Here is a 16,205-nt window from a genome sequence, read left to right on the forward strand (position 1 = left end):
TACACGAAACTCTTTTTACTTTGCCACCTCGTCACTTTAAACATTTTTTTAACATTTGAATGCTGTACTTAAGTACCATGCCTGCATATGAAAAAGGCCGGATAAAAATCCGGCCAATAACATGCTGTTTTAAACAGGGGCCCTATGGGCAGGTGCCCAGATACCAGTTGACATCATCGTCTGAGTGCAGAGTGTTGTTACCCCAGGTAGAACCCGGCATTGCATCATCACTGCCGTTGGCAAAGTAATCCGGCACATAAATATTGCCCGTACTGTAGGCGCGACCTGCCACTTTGTGATAGTAATTGGCCGTGGTCACTTCGCTGCACTGACTACCTGAACCGCCGCCAGAACCACCGCCTGAACCGCCACCTGAGCCACCACCTGAACCACTGCAGGCTTGCAATGGCCCGGTACAGGAAGCATCATCATCCTGCCACTGACACTGCTGCCCGACAGTTATTTCGTTAAGTTTAAAGGGCGCAGTGCTGTATTCCAGATAACAGTTTGCATAGTTGGTGTAATCCAGTCTGCCAGCCGAAATGTGCTCATCAAGTGTCGCAGTTTGACCGGCGTCAACATCAAAACTGACACTTTGAGATGAAGACAGACTGGTCAGGTCGGTTGCCGTTACCTGAGCGGTATTACTGCCACCAGGCAGATTACAGGCCTCAGCACTAAAATCAGGCACGGTGACATCGGCAACCACAGTGCCGGTAGCAAAGCTGACTTCTACGGTATCCAGATTGAGATTAACGTCGGTTACTTTACCGGTAACAGTGGCACATTGCCCCTGTACAGCTACAGCAATATCAGACAAATCAGGTGCTGTCGCTGGCGGCTCAGGTCCAACTCGTACCTGACCGGTGGCCGGATCGCCTTGTTTGTTTTCATCATCAGTTGCGACAACCACCACCGTATATAATCCATCCGGCAGTGACCCACTCACCAGCGTAAATTGATTACTGCCGTTAACGTTGCCACTGAGGGTATCGTTAACCGGACCGCTGATGCTGGCACTGACATCCAGAACACTACCTTCCGCATCTGTGGCACTGCCGCTGATAGTTATCTGACTACCGCTTGCGGAAAACTGGACATTCGCCAGCACAGGACCAGCGTTTCTGTCTACCCGTTGGTTGTTGTCCAAAAAGTACTGACCCAGATAAGAGGCATAGTTAATGCTGTTACCATTGACATATGAGCCACTGGCTCCCTGGCCACCAGACCAGGAATGATCAAGATTGTCAAACCACAACATGGTCACCCGGCCATCCTGCCACTGAGTTTCCCGGGCGGTATTTGAGGGGCCTTCAGAAAGCGTATTAGTACCCGGCTGTTGACTGACGCCATACAGCTCAGCCATGCCGTCAGCATTTTGCTGGTTATAGCACAGATTAACGGTGGTATCGTTTTCGCCTTGCGCAATAGAGGCAATTTGGGTATCAAAATGACTGCCATAACTGCCACCATATTGACTGCAGCGAGCAGCTACATCTGCACTTTCACAGGGGCCAATTGCGCCACTTGAACTGGTGCCGATGCTGGGTCCGGCACTGATCCCCATGCCGGCAAATACGTCTGGTGCAAGACAAGCTGTGGTATTGGCAAATGCCGCGCCTGAGGATAATCCGGCAATATATACCTGATCGGGATCAATGTTGCGGGAACTGTCACCCGACAAAGTATTTGCCAAAGTGATCAAGTTTTTATAATCCCCGGCACTGCGAGACTTAGTGCCCTGCCAGTAAGACCAGCAGCTGAATCCCGCCTTGTTCATGGCATCTGGTACCGCAATCACTAAACCATATAGCTCAGCGGCATCTTCCAGATTGGCGGTGAGGTAAGCATCAATGGATTGGGTACAGCCATGCAATACCAGCAGCAAGCCTTTGCCATCACCGATAGCAGACGTGGTATCAGGGGTGTAAATATGGACTTTGTTAAAGCCACCAATATTGACGTTATTCTGCCAGCTCCCTGCCAGCAATGAGTTTGAAAAGAGTACAGAGGTTAAAAATAAGAGTGTGCCTGAAATGGCATTTCGGGCTAATCGTAGGGATTGCATCATTGTTGTTCCTATTGTCACAAGTTAATTGTTAACGCCAGGAATACGGGTTACACATCTAAGAAATTACTTTCCCATCCCAACGCTTTCCCTAATCTAGTGCATTTTTCGCACAATTCCGCTGGTACTTTAGTACAGTATGGCGTAGCGCCTGTGTGGGATATTAGTTGGACTAGATTTTACGGTGTTGCTCTCACTTTTTTACTACTTATCACGCTCAAGCCAATATCCTGGCTTTCTGTGGTTATGCATAACTGCAACTATGCTAATTTCTTTATTATCAATCATTTTATAAAGGATGGAAAAAGGAAAGCGGCTAAGTACAAACCGTCGATGGCAGGTTCCCATTTTTGGCCAGGCTGAAGGAAGTGAACAAATTGAGTTTATTGCTTCTTTTAACTCCTTAGTAAATTCGTCGCCCAAACCAGGTGACTGTTCCTGGTACCACCTGAAGGATTCTGTAATTTCCCTTTTAACTTCCGGATGAAAGGAAACTGATAGCATAGGTTTTAGATTAAATCCTGCTCAATATCTTCCCAGGAAACACTCTTTACCTTTCCAGACTCAAGGTCAGCACTTCTTTTTTCGGCCAGTTTAAGCCATTCAGTTTCTACGTCGCTCTCAACATTAGAGTCCATCGCCGTCAGAAGACAATGAGCTGCAAGCGCTTTCTCCTTAGTGCTGAGCTGCCCAATGTTTTCCAACATAAGTTTTAAAGCTTCAGACATTGTTTGCCTCCGGAAATCTAGAAATCAAATAATACCACTATATAGACTTTTGGCGAGATTAAAAATTCACCACATTAGTAATTCTGACTCACAGACAATTTGTATTATTACGTTGTGTATTCCAGTAAATTGCTGGGGTTCAGCAATCTATAAATACTCAACTGACATCCATAATATATTTTGCCGCTTGTAATAAGTATACCAGGACAAATTCTGAGCTTTTTTCGCACAATTCCGCTGGTACTTTAGTACAGTATGGCGTAGCGCCAGAGTGAGATATCTGTAGAACTGTCTGTCAGGCTAATTAGCTATGTAACTTTCTCCTGACTTCAGGCCACAGTGATGAAAACGGGTGTTTTTAAAGCTGATGGGCACCGTCTGGCCACAGGGAAGTTGATTATAAAGGGGCGGCAAATTAGGTCCGCATTGCTGCACATCGAAATGCAAATGAGGTCCGCCGCTTTGACCTGTATTTCCACTCAGCGCAATAACATCTCCGGTATTAACCTTATCTCCTTCTTCCACCAGCGCACCATTGTGGGTTAGATGAAAGTATCGGGCAACGCTACCGTCCTGGTGCTTAATAAATACATAATTTTCTTGTAAATCAATATTGTTGCCGTCAATAAAAGACGCTCTGACACTAACAACCACACCTTCTCTGGCGGCTACGATTTTATTGCCAATCGGCATAACGAAATCAATTGCATAAAGACCCACACCAGTATTTGATGCTCTGTGGTGGCTTAATCCGGATCATCGTCACTGTCGGACTCTGAAGGCGTTGAGTTTTCTTCGATATCAGAATGCCACTCATTGATACGGCTGATACTGCAGGACGTCCTTCTCTCAGGTTGCGCATCGGTAACAATGCGGTCTCCTGTTCCCATGCAGCCCAGGCCAGTGCGGGTAATTACGGCAATCTCAATCATGGCCCAGTCCGGGTCGCATGCCCCAATCAGGCTCACTTTATAAGTTCGGTTATTATTCAAATGCACCAGCAACGCATCACTGTCATTATCTACATTGCTCCAGCCTCTGATCGAACGGGTGTGGCAGACCTGTCGGACTTCTTCCCCGACACGCGGATCATTGTTTTTGTCATATCGGCTTTTCGCCTGCTCTGAGGAGCTGGCACACCCCGTCAGCAATGCGACGAGCGACAAATTAACTAGCATATTTACAGGTTTCATGGCCTTTCTCTCCGATAATCATGTGGCCGCATAGCATAAGCATAGCCTAACTATTCACCCTTTATCGAACTTAAACACATAAAAAATCGGTACTGATCGACAGGGTCAATGGTGATTTTAACGGGCCTCAGAAATCTATATCAAAGCCCATTACAGAGTTTCGTTTCTGAACACTAACTCCAGGCGAATTCCCGCCGGGCTGAATAAGAAAATTTGGGTAATTGCTAATTGAGGCTGAGTTTTGCTTTGAAACTCAATGTTCATCGCCTGCAACTTTTCTACAAACGCTTTTAGCCCCTGTAACTTAAAGGCCACATGATCCAGATATCCGGGTGTCTCATGAGCAACATGAACGTCACTCACTACCAGATGGACCACGGCGTTGTCCTGATGATAAAGCCAGTAACCATCACTGGCTAGCGTAGGTCTGAACCCGTCGTGTAACGAGAACAGCTCACACAGAAACTGCTTTTCCTGCTCAATCAGAGCGGCGGGCGCACTGATATTGATATGATCCAGATGCATAAGAACCTCACAAAAGAAGTGGTACTTAAGCTTACGACAATTCCGACCAGCGGTTAAGCGTGCCCAGCAAATAAAAAAGGCCGAAACTGGTGCAAATCACAGAACTCACCATCCAGAATGTCACTGAGTTTTGAGTAATGGCTGGATGACTGGTCACAAACGGCAATATCAACCCCGCCAGGCCTCTCACCAGATAGACAAGGGTAATCAGCACCAGCGCGGTTTTTAACAGAGGTAAGCGCACTATCACGCCGGCCGCAGATAATGCGTAGAGTCCCCAAACTGCGAGAATTGTGGCGATGATTAAGGTGGTGATCATGGGTTGTTTGCTGCCCATTTCTGCCATTTTCGCCATTTGCTCTCCGGCGCCAAAAAACCGATACCAGCCAGGCCCACCGAAGACGATGGCAACGTGTAACAATGAGGCGATAAAACTGCAGCAGGCAGCAATGATAAGTTGTGTTTGTCCGTTCATGGTGCTTTCCTGTCGTTAACCTTGTGCTATAAAGCAATTACACCTGACGCAATTGCTGCAGAATCAATCCGGCCTGGGTGCGGTTATTGACTTCCAGCTTCTCTAAAATAGCCGATACGTGATGTTTAACAGTGCGTTCCTGAATTTGCAATTCCCACGCAATTTGTTTGTTAAGCAGGCCGTCGGTCAGCAGTTGCAACACTTTAAATTGTGCCGGTGTCAGCTTTTCCACTTTGGCCGCCAGCTTTTTTTCTTCTGATTCGGTTTCGGTGACCTGAGATAAATCAATATCCTGCGGCAACCAGATCTCGCCGTTAGCCACCATATCCACGGCCTCTGAAATATGCCCCAACGAGGCGGATTTGGGAATGTAACCGCTGGCCCCCAGATGAATGGCCCGGGTAATAATGGCCGGATCTTCATTTCCGGAAACCATAATTACCAGGATATCTGGCCAGGTATGGCGTAACTCGGTCAGACCACTAAAGCCATCACAACCAGGCATATTCAGATCAAGAAAGATAAATTCCACTTCTGGTTGCGCAGTTAATGCGTCCCGCACTTCCGGAAAACTCTGCGCTTCGATGATCTGGCATTTCCCCAGGGATTGCAAAATTGCCTGAGTTAACGCAGCACGAAATAATGGATGGTCGTCAGCAACAATGGCTTTCACGGCATCAGGGGTAAACATAAATTCTTCATCCCCGTAATGTACTTGAAGGACTCACCAGAAACAATTCAACAGATAAAAAAGGCAGGTGCAATTGCACCTGCTCACCTATGCCAAAATCCACAGAAAAAAGACTTCTTTGCAGGCAGTGCCAAAACAATCAGGCAGCTATCGTCCCTGAGCTGTTGTGCTTTGAGGCCGAGTCAGGCACTTTGATTGTCATATTCCGGCTCTTGTGTTTTTGATGTGTGAACTGCATAAGAGCACCGTTATTACACAGCTCACACACCGCCAACTCAGTGCTTAAGTCATTACCTGAAGTTAATTTCTGTTGTCATTCGACACCACACACACTTAGAACCGGTAACCCACTGTCAACGTAACAGTACGAGGGTCACCATAATAAGCAATCAGGGTATTATCGCCGCCCAGACCTGGCGTGTACTTACTGATATCAGTAGGGTCCGTTGGATCTGGCGTTACAAACTGATAGCCACCTACCATATACTCTTCGTCAGTCAGGTTTTTAACATGTAATCCGGCAGTCCAGTCACCGCTGGCGCTGTACCAGTTCAGACTCATATTCAGCAAACCATAACCGTCCTGGGTTAACAGGCTGTCTTCTTCAAACAACACATAATCATCACGGTAGTAGTAGTTGGCATTGAACACAAAGTCGCCAAATTGATTATCAAAGGCGTAGTTTAACCCAAGGTTATAAGTCAGCTCCGGCGTATTAGAAATGGTAAAGCGGTCAGACTTATCAAACAGTTCACCGGTGGTCGGATCGGTATCCAGTACTTCGGTAAACTCTGCATCAATCCAGCCAAGATTTAAGTTCAGCGTCAAATCATCCGTTGCCAGGTAAGTAAATTCCGCTTCAATACCGTCAGCCTTGGATTCACCTGCATTCGCCAGACGTTGATTCAAATCGGCAAAACCGTCGCCGGGCAGAATCGAAATGTACTGACGATCTTTGTGATCCAGAGTAAACCAGGTCAGGTTGGCTCTGAGATTATCACCCCAGTCGCTTTTCATCCCCATTTCAAAACTGTCAACGATTTCCGGATCAGCGGCAGGTTCTGCTGTCGTGGCACGCGGGTTATAAGTACCGGATTTAAAGCCTTGCGAATACGACGCGTAGAACATGATGTCGTCTGTGTGCTGGTATTCCACCCCAACGCGTGGTGTAAAGCGGGACCAGTCGTCTTCGTCATCCAATACATTGGGGACAAGGTCGCCGTCAGGACGAATATATCCGTCTACCCAACCGGTTTCCGGATACACATTGTCAAACACTAAACCGTTGTCAACTGTGGCTTCCCGCTCATCTTTGGTATAACGCGCACCCAGCGTCATGGACCATTTTTCACCGATATCAAAGCTACCCTGTGCATACAGGGCCGTACTGTTAGAATTACTGCAGCCCGCAACTTCACGGGTTAAACCAGGCGCTCCCAGAGACGCACCAAGAATACCCAGAATGGCTTCAAACTGACCACAGGATTCGCCGTCGTAATAATACAGACCAGACACCAGACTGAATCCGTCTGCGCTGTAGTTTAACTGCAACTCGTGAGTGGTTTGTTCATCGTCATAGATGGCTGGTACGTCAAAAATCGGCAGTGGCGTATTGTCAAAGTCAATGTTGGTCGGTGAATAGCTCTCTCTGTCAGCAAAGATATACTTCAGAGTGGTATTGTCGTTAATATCCCAGGCCGCTGTCAGGCTAATGCCTTCCAACTCAACCTTGTTCCAGGTAGGTAAGCTGGTGTACGAATCGTAAACACTGTCGGGCACCGGAGCATCGGTCAGCAGGCTGGGTAGCAAACGGTAGCCGCCTTTGGCGTTGGAATCATCATCCGTTTTGTCCCAGGCCAGACGGAAAAACAAGTCATCAGACGGTTGATATTCCAGCGTTAAGCGCGCTGCGGTCACGTCTTTGTTGTAGTTTTCCCGATCCTGATCCGGTAAATCTGATTGCAGATACTCACCAAAACCATCGCGATTTAAACTGGCAAATCCGAAGCCAACATACAGTTGTTCGCTCAGCGGATACTGGCCGGTCATTTTCAGGTCTCGTTGACCATAACTACCCACCGAGGCTTTCACTGAAAACTCCGGATCTCCGGACATCGGCTTGGTGACATATTTCACGGCACCACCAATAGTGTTTTTACCGTACAAGGTACCTTGCGGTCCCCGTAATACTTCAATGCGCTCCACATCAATGATATCCAGTACCGCTCCCTGAGGACGCGCCAGATAAACATCATCGATATAGATACCAACGCCCGGCTCATAACCCCAGAGCGGATCTTGCTGGCCTACACCCCGAATAAACGCGGTCAGAGTACTGTTGGTACCGCGGCTGCGCTGCAGTGTCGTGTTAGGCGACAAAGTCTGAATCTCAGTAATTTCTGCCATGCCTTTTTCAGCCAGCTCTACGGCAGAAACCGAAGTGATGGCCACCGGCACTTCCTGAATGCTCTCTACCGTTTTACGGGCAGTTACCTGAATTTTCTCCAGGCCTTTGGTCTCGCTTTGCTCAGTTTCCTGTGCCAGTGCGTTCGTTGATAAAACACTACCAGACAGTGCCAATAAAATTGCCAGAGACAATTTACTGCGTGCACCGCTGCCAGTTTGCCCTGTATCGGACTGTCTTTTGTTAAAATTCATCGCAATATTCGTAGTTGTGTTGTTCATGGTACATACCCTTTACTGTGCCATATCTGTCTCAGGAAGTTCTTTATTTTTATTTATTTCAACAAGTTACCTGCTCAGACACGAGCGGTTTTAAGCCCGCCTACTCTCAATGTCAACAATACATTAACCAATTTTTTACAATCGCGATGCTGTACTTAAGTACCATATGAAATTTTTCGGGCCTGTTTCAGAATCAACCCGAAACTCCTTCATCTCAATGTCAGTTTTGTAGGGTTTTACAGTCACCTCCTCGGCGCAGGCTGAGGAAGTGGCTGTCTTAAAGACGTTGGTTTTGCTTATGCAGTAAGGGCAACGGCAACAGGAGTACGACATCTTGACAGAAATGATTGGAATGATAGGGCTTATTGGTGGTTTGGCACTGCTGATAGTACTGACCATGCGGGGCATGAATTTGTTTATCAGTGCCCCGCTGTGCGCCATCCTGGTGGCACTTTGCAATGGATTACCACTACTGGCTGAAAATGAAGACCTGGTCAGTTTTTACATGACTGGCTTCACCAGTTTTATCGCATCCTGGTTTTTTATGTTTTTACTGGGCTCATTGTTCGGCAAATTTATGGAAGATACCGGATTAGCAGACAGTGTTGCCCACTGGATTGTGGGTAAACTGGGTATGCAACATGCGGTGTTTGCCATTATTGCGGCCTGCGCCATTTTAACCTACGGCGGAGTAAACCTGTTTGTAGTGGCATTTTCCGTCTATCCCATGGCATTAAGTTTATTTAAAGATGCCAACCTGCCGCGGCGTTTTATTCCGGCAGTACTGGCCTTTGGCTCGGTGACCTTTACCATGACGTCAGCCGGTTCACCGGAAATACAAAACTGGATCCCCATCAAATATCTGGGCACAACGCCTTATGCTGGCTGGCAGGTGAGTCTTATCGTGGCGGTATTTATGGCTACGTTTGGTTACTGGTGGTTAAAGCGAATGATTGGCAAGGCTGTGGCCAACGGCGAACACTTTGAACACAGAGAAGACGATCCAAGCTGCACCAGCCCGGAACAAAAAGACCAACTTCCCCATCCGGCGATGGGCTTTATTCCCCTGGTAGTGGTTCTGTTATTGTCCTTTTTCCTGCACGACGCCTTTGGTCACAAAGCACTAATTTTAGCCTTGGGTGGTGGCGTGTTGACCATTCTGGTGATGTGTTTCAACTACTTCAGAAATCTCAGTAACGCCATCAATGAAGGCACAACCGGTTGTCTTATTGCCATAGGTAATACCGCCGCTGTGGTTGGTTTTGGTGCTGTAGTCAAAAACACCGAAGCCTTTCAGGTGGCAGTGGATGTCATGACCCATATTCCGGGGAACGAGTTAATTGGAGCTGCAGTGGCAGTATCGGTGATCGCTGGCCTGACAGGTTCCGCATCCGGTGGCCAGGCCATCGCACTGCCGTTGCTGGCTCCCCATTATATGGATCAGGGGGTAAATCCCGAAGAACTGCACCGGGTTGTAGCTATCAGTTCCGGCGCACTGGATACCCTGCCTCACAACGGGTATGTTGTTACCACTATTCGGGCCATTTGTAAGGAAACTCATGCCAGCGCTTACTGGTCCATGTTTGCCATGAGCGGCGTAGTCCCGCTGATTGGACTGGCACTGGCAGTAACCTTATTTATCCTGTTTTAAGTTGACTGAGATGTAACAACCATGAAAAAAATTCCCTGTCTCCCCCTGTTTCGCAAGCGCCTGTTGGCCCTGCTCAGTTTACTGCTGTTTTGTCAGTTTAGCTGGGCCAGCTTTCTGGTGGAAAAACAACGTTTCAGCATAGACAATTTTCAAACTTACAATGGCAAAACCATTCCTAACGTCACCCTGGGCTGGGAAGCGTACGGACAACTAAATCCCGACAAATCAAACGCGGTTTTGATCACCCATTATTTTACCGGCAGTTCCCATGCCGCTGGCAAATATCACGAATCGGACGCCAAACCCGGTTACTGGGATGCCATTATTGGACCGGGAAAAGCCATTGATACCAATCGCTTTTATGTCATTAGTATGGATACCCTGGTGAATGCCAACGCCAATGATAAGCAAGTGATTACTACCGGCCCGGCCTCAATTAATCCGGAAACCGGAAAACCCTGGGGCTTGTCATTTCCGGTGGTCACTATTCGCGATTTTGTGGAAGCACAAAAAGCCCTTACCGACAGTTTGGGTATCAAAAAGCTGCATGCCGTCGTGGGGCCTTCCATGGGCTCGATGCAGGCCATCGAGTGGGCGGTGGCCTATCCGGAACAGGTGGGTAAAATGATATCGGTTATTGGTGTGGCTGAAGCGGACGCCTGGTTAGTGGCCGGACTGCAAAAGTGGTCTGCGCCAATTTTAAACGACCCCAACTGGCAGCAAGGTGATTATTACGACAAAACGCCTCCGTTGGCCGGATTAACCCGGTCTTTGGCAACCATTACTCAGGAATCCATGCATCCGCGTATTTTCAATCAGCTCAACCCTCAGCATTCCGCCATGGAAGCAGGACCTGCAGCCAGTATCACCCAAAACTTTAAGGTAGTGGACTGGCTATATAGCGCTGCACAAGGTCGCGCCAGCAGCATGGATGCCAATCATATTTTGTATCTGGTGCGAGCCTGTCAGTTATTTATCGCCGGTCATGAAGGCAACCTGCAGAACGCCCTAAACAAAGTGCAGGCCGAAACCCTGTTTCTGCCCGCCACCGGAGATTTGCTGCTGTTTCCTGAAATGGCTAAACAGGCCCATCAGCAGTTACAGCAAGCAGGCAAAACGTCCCATTACGCTGAAATTCAGGGAGACTGGGGCCATCTGGACGGCATTTACGGCATCCAGCAACAAGCAGATACCATCAAACAGTTTTTGGAGCAGTAGCTATGGCAAAATCTTATCTCAATCTCGTTGCCTGTGGTCTGGTCATTGCCACAGTCTCAGTGCCTGCTCATCAGGCAATGGCGGATACTGACCAGGTCAGGCTAAAACTGAATAACAGGATCACGGTTTCCGGCGTTTCCTCCGGTGGCTATATGGCGAATCAATACCATATTGCCCATTCTGACAAGGTCTCCGGGGCCGGTATTGTGGCCGCAGGACCGTATCTTTGCTCAGAAGGCAACCTGATGACGGCCATGAAGCAATGCCTGGCCGATGGTACGCCCCTGCAACAAAAAGACTTAACCCAATCGGTTGAATACGCCGCTGACAAAGCGCTGATAGCCAATCCGGAAAACCTTAAAAACGACAGAGTCTGGTTGTTGCACGGTACCCTGGACAATCGGGTTGGGGCCAGTGTTTCAGATGCCCTGCATACTCAATATCAGGCATTGCTAGCCACAGCCCACATTCAGTACGTGCAGGACAAGCCCTTCAACCACGGCTTACCCACCGAAGATTTTGGCGTTGCCTGCAGTGAAACCAGTACACCTTTTATCAATAACTGCGACTATAACGCCGCCAAAGTAATGCTGGATTGGCTGTACCCTGAACAAGCGGCGGACGAGTCAAACCCTTCAACGGGGCAGCTTTACACTATTCCACAACCTTCCGAGGTAAATGGCAGCGCCACCGGACTGGACGAAAACGCCTGGTTGTACGTGCCTGAGCAATGTGCCGCAGGTGAACCCTGTGAGCTGCACGTCAGTTTCCATGGCTGTCAGCAAAATTACGCCACTATTGGAACGGATTACATCGCAAATGGCGGCTTCAACAGTCAGGCAGAGCAGAAAAATCTGGTGCTGTTATATCCTCAGGTGGCTGCCGGTAACCCATTAAATCCACTGGCCTGTTGGGACTGGTGGGGTTACACGGGGGCTAATTTTGCCGAACGCTCTGGGGCGCAATTAACGGCGATAACGCAGCTGATTGATGGCTTGCAATCACAACCCTTTACAGGAGAGGCACAATGAAACACAGAGTTTTAATCACCGGTGCCGCCAGTGGTATCGGCCTGGGAGTCGCCAGATTATTAGGCGAAGAGCATCAACTTATTCTGACCGACCTGAATGCGGATGCTTTGCAACAGGCACAGAGTGTGTTGCGGGAAGAAGGCATTGAAGCGCAGACTTTCGTATTAAACGTTACTTCACAACAGGATATTGATGCCATGGTAGAACAGCTGGATGCACCAGTGGATGTGCTAATCAACAATGCCGGTATCCAACATGTCAGTCCGCTGGAGAGTTTTCCCATGGATCGCTGGCAATTGATTGTAGATATACTGCTGACCGGCCCGGCCCGGCTCACCCGCGCCTTGTTGCCCAGTATGCGTAACCAGGCTTTTGGTCGCATTATCAATATTGGCTCTATTCACGGTCTGGTGGCATCCCCCTATAAATCCGCTTATGTAGCCGCCAAACACGGTCTGGCAGGATTCTCCAAAGTGCTGGCGCTGGAAACTGCTGATACCGATATCACCATCAACACCATCTGCCCGGCCTACGTAAAAACCCCTCTGGTGGAAAAGCAAATCGCGGATCAGGCGCAGGCCCATGGCATCAGTGAAGAAGAAGTGATCAACAATATTATGCTGGAGCCGATGCCGAAAAAGGCCTTTATCGATATCGCTGAGATTGCCCATACGGCGAAATTCCTGATGGCCAAAGAAGCCCGCAACATGACCGGCCAGTCACTGGTGCTGGATGGCGGCTGGACAGTTCGATAATTTTTGTTATTGGCGTTTCCCCGATGCTCATCGGGGAACTCCCGCCCTTTCGATTTTCAACGCAAAAATCACTATTTTTTTCTTTCATTAATCTAAACTTTTTGCCAGATCCCACGCTATAATTGCCACCTTTATCCTTAACGAAAATGATTATGGGATCTGTACCTCGATTATTACCTGAATGGGTATCTCAGGAAGCGATTTTACTCAGTTGGCCTGATGCCCAGACAGACTGGGCTGACTGGCTGGAAGATGTGCAAAACACTTACATCTCGCTGATCAACAAACTGAATACCTACTCCTGCCCGGTTATTTTGTTAGCGCGCCCGGAGCAAATTCCCCTGTTGCAGGAAAGACTGCATCCCAGCTCCAGCGTGATGTTGCTGCCTGCCGATTACAACGACACCTGGATTCGGGATTATGGCTTTTTAACCTGCGAATTAAGTGGCCATCGCTATCCGGTGAGTTTTACCTTTAACGGTTGGGGCAACAAATTTGATGCCAGTAAAGACAACCGGGTAAATTGCGCCTATCTGGCTGATATGTGTCGCAAACAATTAACCGAATTTGACCTGGTGCTGGAAGGCGGCGCGCTTGAAATCAATGGCGACGGTTTATTGTTGTCCACCGAACTTTGTCTGACCAATCCTGAACGCAATGGCGACATGACACTGGCCAGTTATGAAAAGCGCTTTGCCGAGCAATTAGGCGCAAAGCGCACGATTATTTTAAAGCACGGCCACCTGGAAGGCGACGATACCGACGGCCATATAGATACCCTGGTGCGGTTTACCCCGAAAAATCATTTAGTGATCCAGACCGCCTTTAATCGTCCGGAAGACAGCCATTTTCAGGGACTCAATGATCTGCGGAATGAATGCCAGCAACAATTGCCGGATAGTGAAATTTTTGAATTACCGCTACCCCACATTGTCAATAAAGAAGGTGACAGATTGCCTGCGTCTTACGCCAACTACCTGATCAGCAACAAACACGTTTTTGCACCAGTGTACGACGAAGCAGAAGACAATCTGGCGATTCAGACCCTTGAAAAAGCCTATCCGGACTACAAGGTTATACCGGTAAATTGCCGGGCATTAGTAGAGCAGTACGGTAGCTTGCACTGCATCAGTATGCAAGTACCCACAAACACTTTAAAGCCTGAAATTATTGAACAGTTAAACCGTGGAGTGACAGTTTATGAGTGACCGCAAGCTCACCGTTGGTCTGGTGCAACAGGCCATTGCCGACAACGACAAACACAAAAACTGGGAAGCCAGCAAGGTCCAAATAGAACGTCTGGCCAAAGAAGGCTGTCAACTGGTGATGCTACAGGAACTGCACAGCACCCTGTATTTTTGCCAGGAAGAAAACACCGATTATTTTAATCTGGCAGAGCCGATCCCTGGCCCCGCCACCGACTATTTTGCGCAAATCGCGGCCGATCTGAATATCGTTCTGGTGACCTCTCTGTTTGAAAAGCGCGCCGCGGGCCTGTATCACAACACCGCAGTGGTATTTGACGGCAAACAGGGCATGGTGGGTAAATACCGCAAGATGCATATTCCGGATGATCCGGGCTTTTATGAGAAGTTTTATTTTACTCCCGGCGACCTGGGCTTTACTCCGATTGACACCTCGGTGGGCCGATTAGGCGTATTGGTTTGTTGGGACCAGTGGTATCCGGAGGCCGCCCGCTTAATGGCTATGGCGGGAGCGGAAATTCTGCTTTATCCCACAGCAATCGGCTGGGATAAAACCGACAGCGAAGAAGAACAGCAGCGACAATTTGGTGCCTGGCAAACCATTCAGCGCGGTCATGCGGTTGCCAACTCTTTGCCGGTTATGGTGGCCAACCGCACTGGTTTTGAAGCCTCCCCTATGGCGGGCGACCCTGGTATTCAGTTTTGGGGACAGAGCTTTATCGCCGGGCCACAGGGCGAAATTCTCGCCAGTGCATCCGCTGATAAAGAGGAAAATCTGATGGTGACTTTTGATATGCAGCGCTGTGAATCGGTGCGTCGTATCTGGCCTTATTTCAGAGATCGCCGCATTGACGATTATCAGGATCTCACCAAGCGCTGGCGCAGTTAAACTTACTTTCAGGCTGAGTGTCCGCTCAGCCTGGTTATTTCCCTCGCCTTGTCTTGCGGCACATAGCGCTGCAACACCTTGACAACTTCCTCCTGATGCCAGAGCGCAAAACCTTGTCGTGCAAGCGCCGTAAAGTGCTCGGTTTCAGGTAAACCAAAATATCGCTGCCGGGTTACATCCTGCTCGTAGCTGTCCAGTTCACTCAACTGCAACTGTTCAACGGCCTTGAGTATCATTTGCACGCCGAGCGGGTATAACTTAAGAACGTGCCCAAACAAAGACACAGAGCTATCAACCGCTACCGTAGCGGTATCGATAATGCTCCCGGTATCTATGTCACCGGAATCAATATAATGCAGTGTGCAACCTACCTGTGACTCTCCGGCAAGCAGAGAATGTAAGGTGGTCAGTATGCCCTGGTATTGCGGCAGCAATCCGGAATGCAGGTTTAGCACGCCCAATCTGGGCACCTGGATAACCGGAGATTTGATGATTTTGCCAAAGCGGATGGAAATTACCAGGTCAGGTTCAGATGCTTTAAATATTGCCAGCCCCTCTGGCTGGTTAATATTTTCCAATACACGGCAACCATTTTCGCCACGAATTCCACCCAGCTCCCCCAGCTCATCAAAAGTCAGATAACGCGCTCTGTTTTTTTGCTGCTCTGCCAACGGGCAAATCACCTGATTAAACAATGCCTGCTCTAAAAACTTCAGTTGCTTTAATGCCTCAGGTATTACCCAGTCCTTTTTCGGCAAGCCTACGGACTCGGACAAAAACACGGTCACATTATGTTGTTCAAATAAGGGCCTTAGCAGATTCAGGGCAACGTTTGCGTGCAGGTCCCTGTTAGCCAGAATGGTAATATTCATCAGTTTCTCGCGAGGATAGCGTCTTATCACCTTAGCGCAAAACCGATGAAAAGGTCAGCCCTCAATCTGACAAACTTTTAAAGGCCGTTTATTGATTAAGTGCTTCCAATGCGTGCTTAGGATCAGTATCTAGAATTTTAAGTAACCTGAGATCTGTATAAGGCTTAAAGTCGAGTGATATTGATACTCGGCTTTTTTGCCTGAAAAGTATAGGCAATG

General features: G+C 48.4%; 16 protein-coding genes. 6 read left to right on the top strand and 10 right to left on the bottom strand.

What is annotated here, in order from left to right; translation table 11 throughout:
* Positions 1–142: 142 nt before the first annotated feature.
* The 9 genes from AC0J20_RS14400 to AC0J20_RS14440 form a co-directional block, all read right to left on the bottom strand.
* Positions 143–2,071, bottom strand: a complete 1,929-nt coding sequence (locus AC0J20_RS14400) for an extracellular catalytic domain type 1 short-chain-length polyhydroxyalkanoate depolymerase (protein WP_473022187.1) — start codon at positions 2,069–2,071, stop codon at positions 143–145.
* 201 nt (positions 2,072–2,272) lie between these two features.
* The gene (locus tag AC0J20_RS14405) at positions 2,273–2,572 is read right to left on the bottom strand and encodes a type II toxin-antitoxin system RelE/ParE family toxin (protein ID WP_473022188.1); all 300 of its coding nucleotides are present in this window, start codon (positions 2,570–2,572) and stop codon (positions 2,273–2,275) included.
* A gap of 5 nt (positions 2,573–2,577) precedes the next feature.
* Complete coding sequence (locus AC0J20_RS14410) at positions 2,578–2,796, bottom strand: addiction module protein (RefSeq protein ID WP_473022189.1); 219 nt, start codon at positions 2,794–2,796, stop codon at positions 2,578–2,580.
* 300 nt (positions 2,797–3,096) lie between these two features.
* Positions 3,097–3,516 carry a M23 family metallopeptidase gene (locus AC0J20_RS14415; RefSeq protein ID WP_473022190.1) on the bottom strand — a complete coding sequence of 140 codons (420 nt, stop codon included), beginning with the start codon at positions 3,514–3,516 and terminating at the stop codon, positions 3,097–3,099.
* Positions 3,517–3,542: 26 nt separating this feature from the next.
* Entirely contained in the window at positions 3,543–3,989 is a 447-nt protein-coding gene (locus tag AC0J20_RS14420; protein ID WP_473022191.1) for a DUF6491 family protein, read from the bottom strand.
* Positions 3,990–4,139: 150 nt separating this feature from the next.
* Positions 4,140–4,514: a VOC family protein gene (locus tag AC0J20_RS14425; RefSeq protein ID WP_473022192.1), complete on the bottom strand. Its 375-nt coding sequence runs from the start codon at positions 4,512–4,514 to the stop codon at positions 4,140–4,142.
* Positions 4,515–4,545: 31 nt separating this feature from the next.
* On the bottom strand, positions 4,546–4,989 hold the full coding sequence (locus AC0J20_RS14430; protein WP_473022193.1) for a hypothetical protein: 444 nt from the start codon (positions 4,987–4,989) through the stop codon (positions 4,546–4,548).
* Positions 4,990–5,026: 37 nt separating this feature from the next.
* Entirely contained in the window at positions 5,027–5,680 is a 654-nt protein-coding gene (locus tag AC0J20_RS14435) for a response regulator (RefSeq protein ID WP_229528087.1), read from the bottom strand.
* A 333-nt stretch (positions 5,681–6,013) separates the two neighbouring features.
* On the bottom strand, positions 6,014–8,338 hold the full coding sequence (locus AC0J20_RS14440; RefSeq protein ID WP_473022201.1) for a TonB-dependent receptor: 2,325 nt from the start codon (positions 8,336–8,338) through the stop codon (positions 6,014–6,016).
* A gap of 370 nt (positions 8,339–8,708) precedes the next feature.
* Between AC0J20_RS14440 and AC0J20_RS14445 the strand changes: the two genes are divergently transcribed.
* From AC0J20_RS14445 to AC0J20_RS14470, 6 genes are all read left to right on the top strand, one after another.
* Positions 8,709–10,016: a GntP family permease gene (locus AC0J20_RS14445; protein WP_473022202.1), complete on the top strand. Its 1,308-nt coding sequence runs from the start codon at positions 8,709–8,711 to the stop codon at positions 10,014–10,016.
* Positions 10,017–10,037: 21 nt separating this feature from the next.
* Positions 10,038–11,234, top strand: coding sequence for an E22 family MetX-like putative esterase (locus tag AC0J20_RS14450; protein ID WP_473022194.1), 1,197 nt, complete (start codon positions 10,038–10,040; stop codon positions 11,232–11,234).
* Between the two features lie 2 nt (positions 11,235–11,236).
* On the top strand, positions 11,237–12,265 hold the full coding sequence (locus AC0J20_RS14455) for an extracellular catalytic domain type 2 short-chain-length polyhydroxyalkanoate depolymerase (RefSeq protein ID WP_473022195.1): 1,029 nt from the start codon (positions 11,237–11,239) through the stop codon (positions 12,263–12,265).
* Positions 12,262–13,020, top strand: coding sequence for a 3-hydroxybutyrate dehydrogenase (locus AC0J20_RS14460; protein WP_473022196.1), 759 nt, complete (start codon positions 12,262–12,264; stop codon positions 13,018–13,020). The genes AC0J20_RS14455 and AC0J20_RS14460 overlap by 4 nt, the downstream gene beginning before the upstream one ends.
* Before the next feature lie 152 nt (positions 13,021–13,172).
* The gene (locus AC0J20_RS14465; protein WP_473022197.1) at positions 13,173–14,228 is read left to right on the top strand and encodes an agmatine deiminase family protein; all 1,056 of its coding nucleotides are present in this window, start codon (positions 13,173–13,175) and stop codon (positions 14,226–14,228) included.
* Complete coding sequence (locus tag AC0J20_RS14470) at positions 14,221–15,114, top strand: carbon-nitrogen hydrolase (protein WP_473022198.1); 894 nt, start codon at positions 14,221–14,223, stop codon at positions 15,112–15,114. Before AC0J20_RS14465 ends, AC0J20_RS14470 begins: the two co-directional genes overlap by 8 nt.
* An 8-nt stretch (positions 15,115–15,122) precedes the next feature.
* Here the strand turns inward: AC0J20_RS14470 and AC0J20_RS14475 are convergent, their stop codons facing one another.
* The gene (locus tag AC0J20_RS14475; RefSeq protein ID WP_473022199.1) at positions 15,123–15,986 is read right to left on the bottom strand and encodes a formyl transferase; all 864 of its coding nucleotides are present in this window, start codon (positions 15,984–15,986) and stop codon (positions 15,123–15,125) included.
* Positions 15,987–16,205 lie beyond the last annotated feature (219 nt).

Source organism: Planctobacterium sp. R6, from assembly GCF_055755215.1.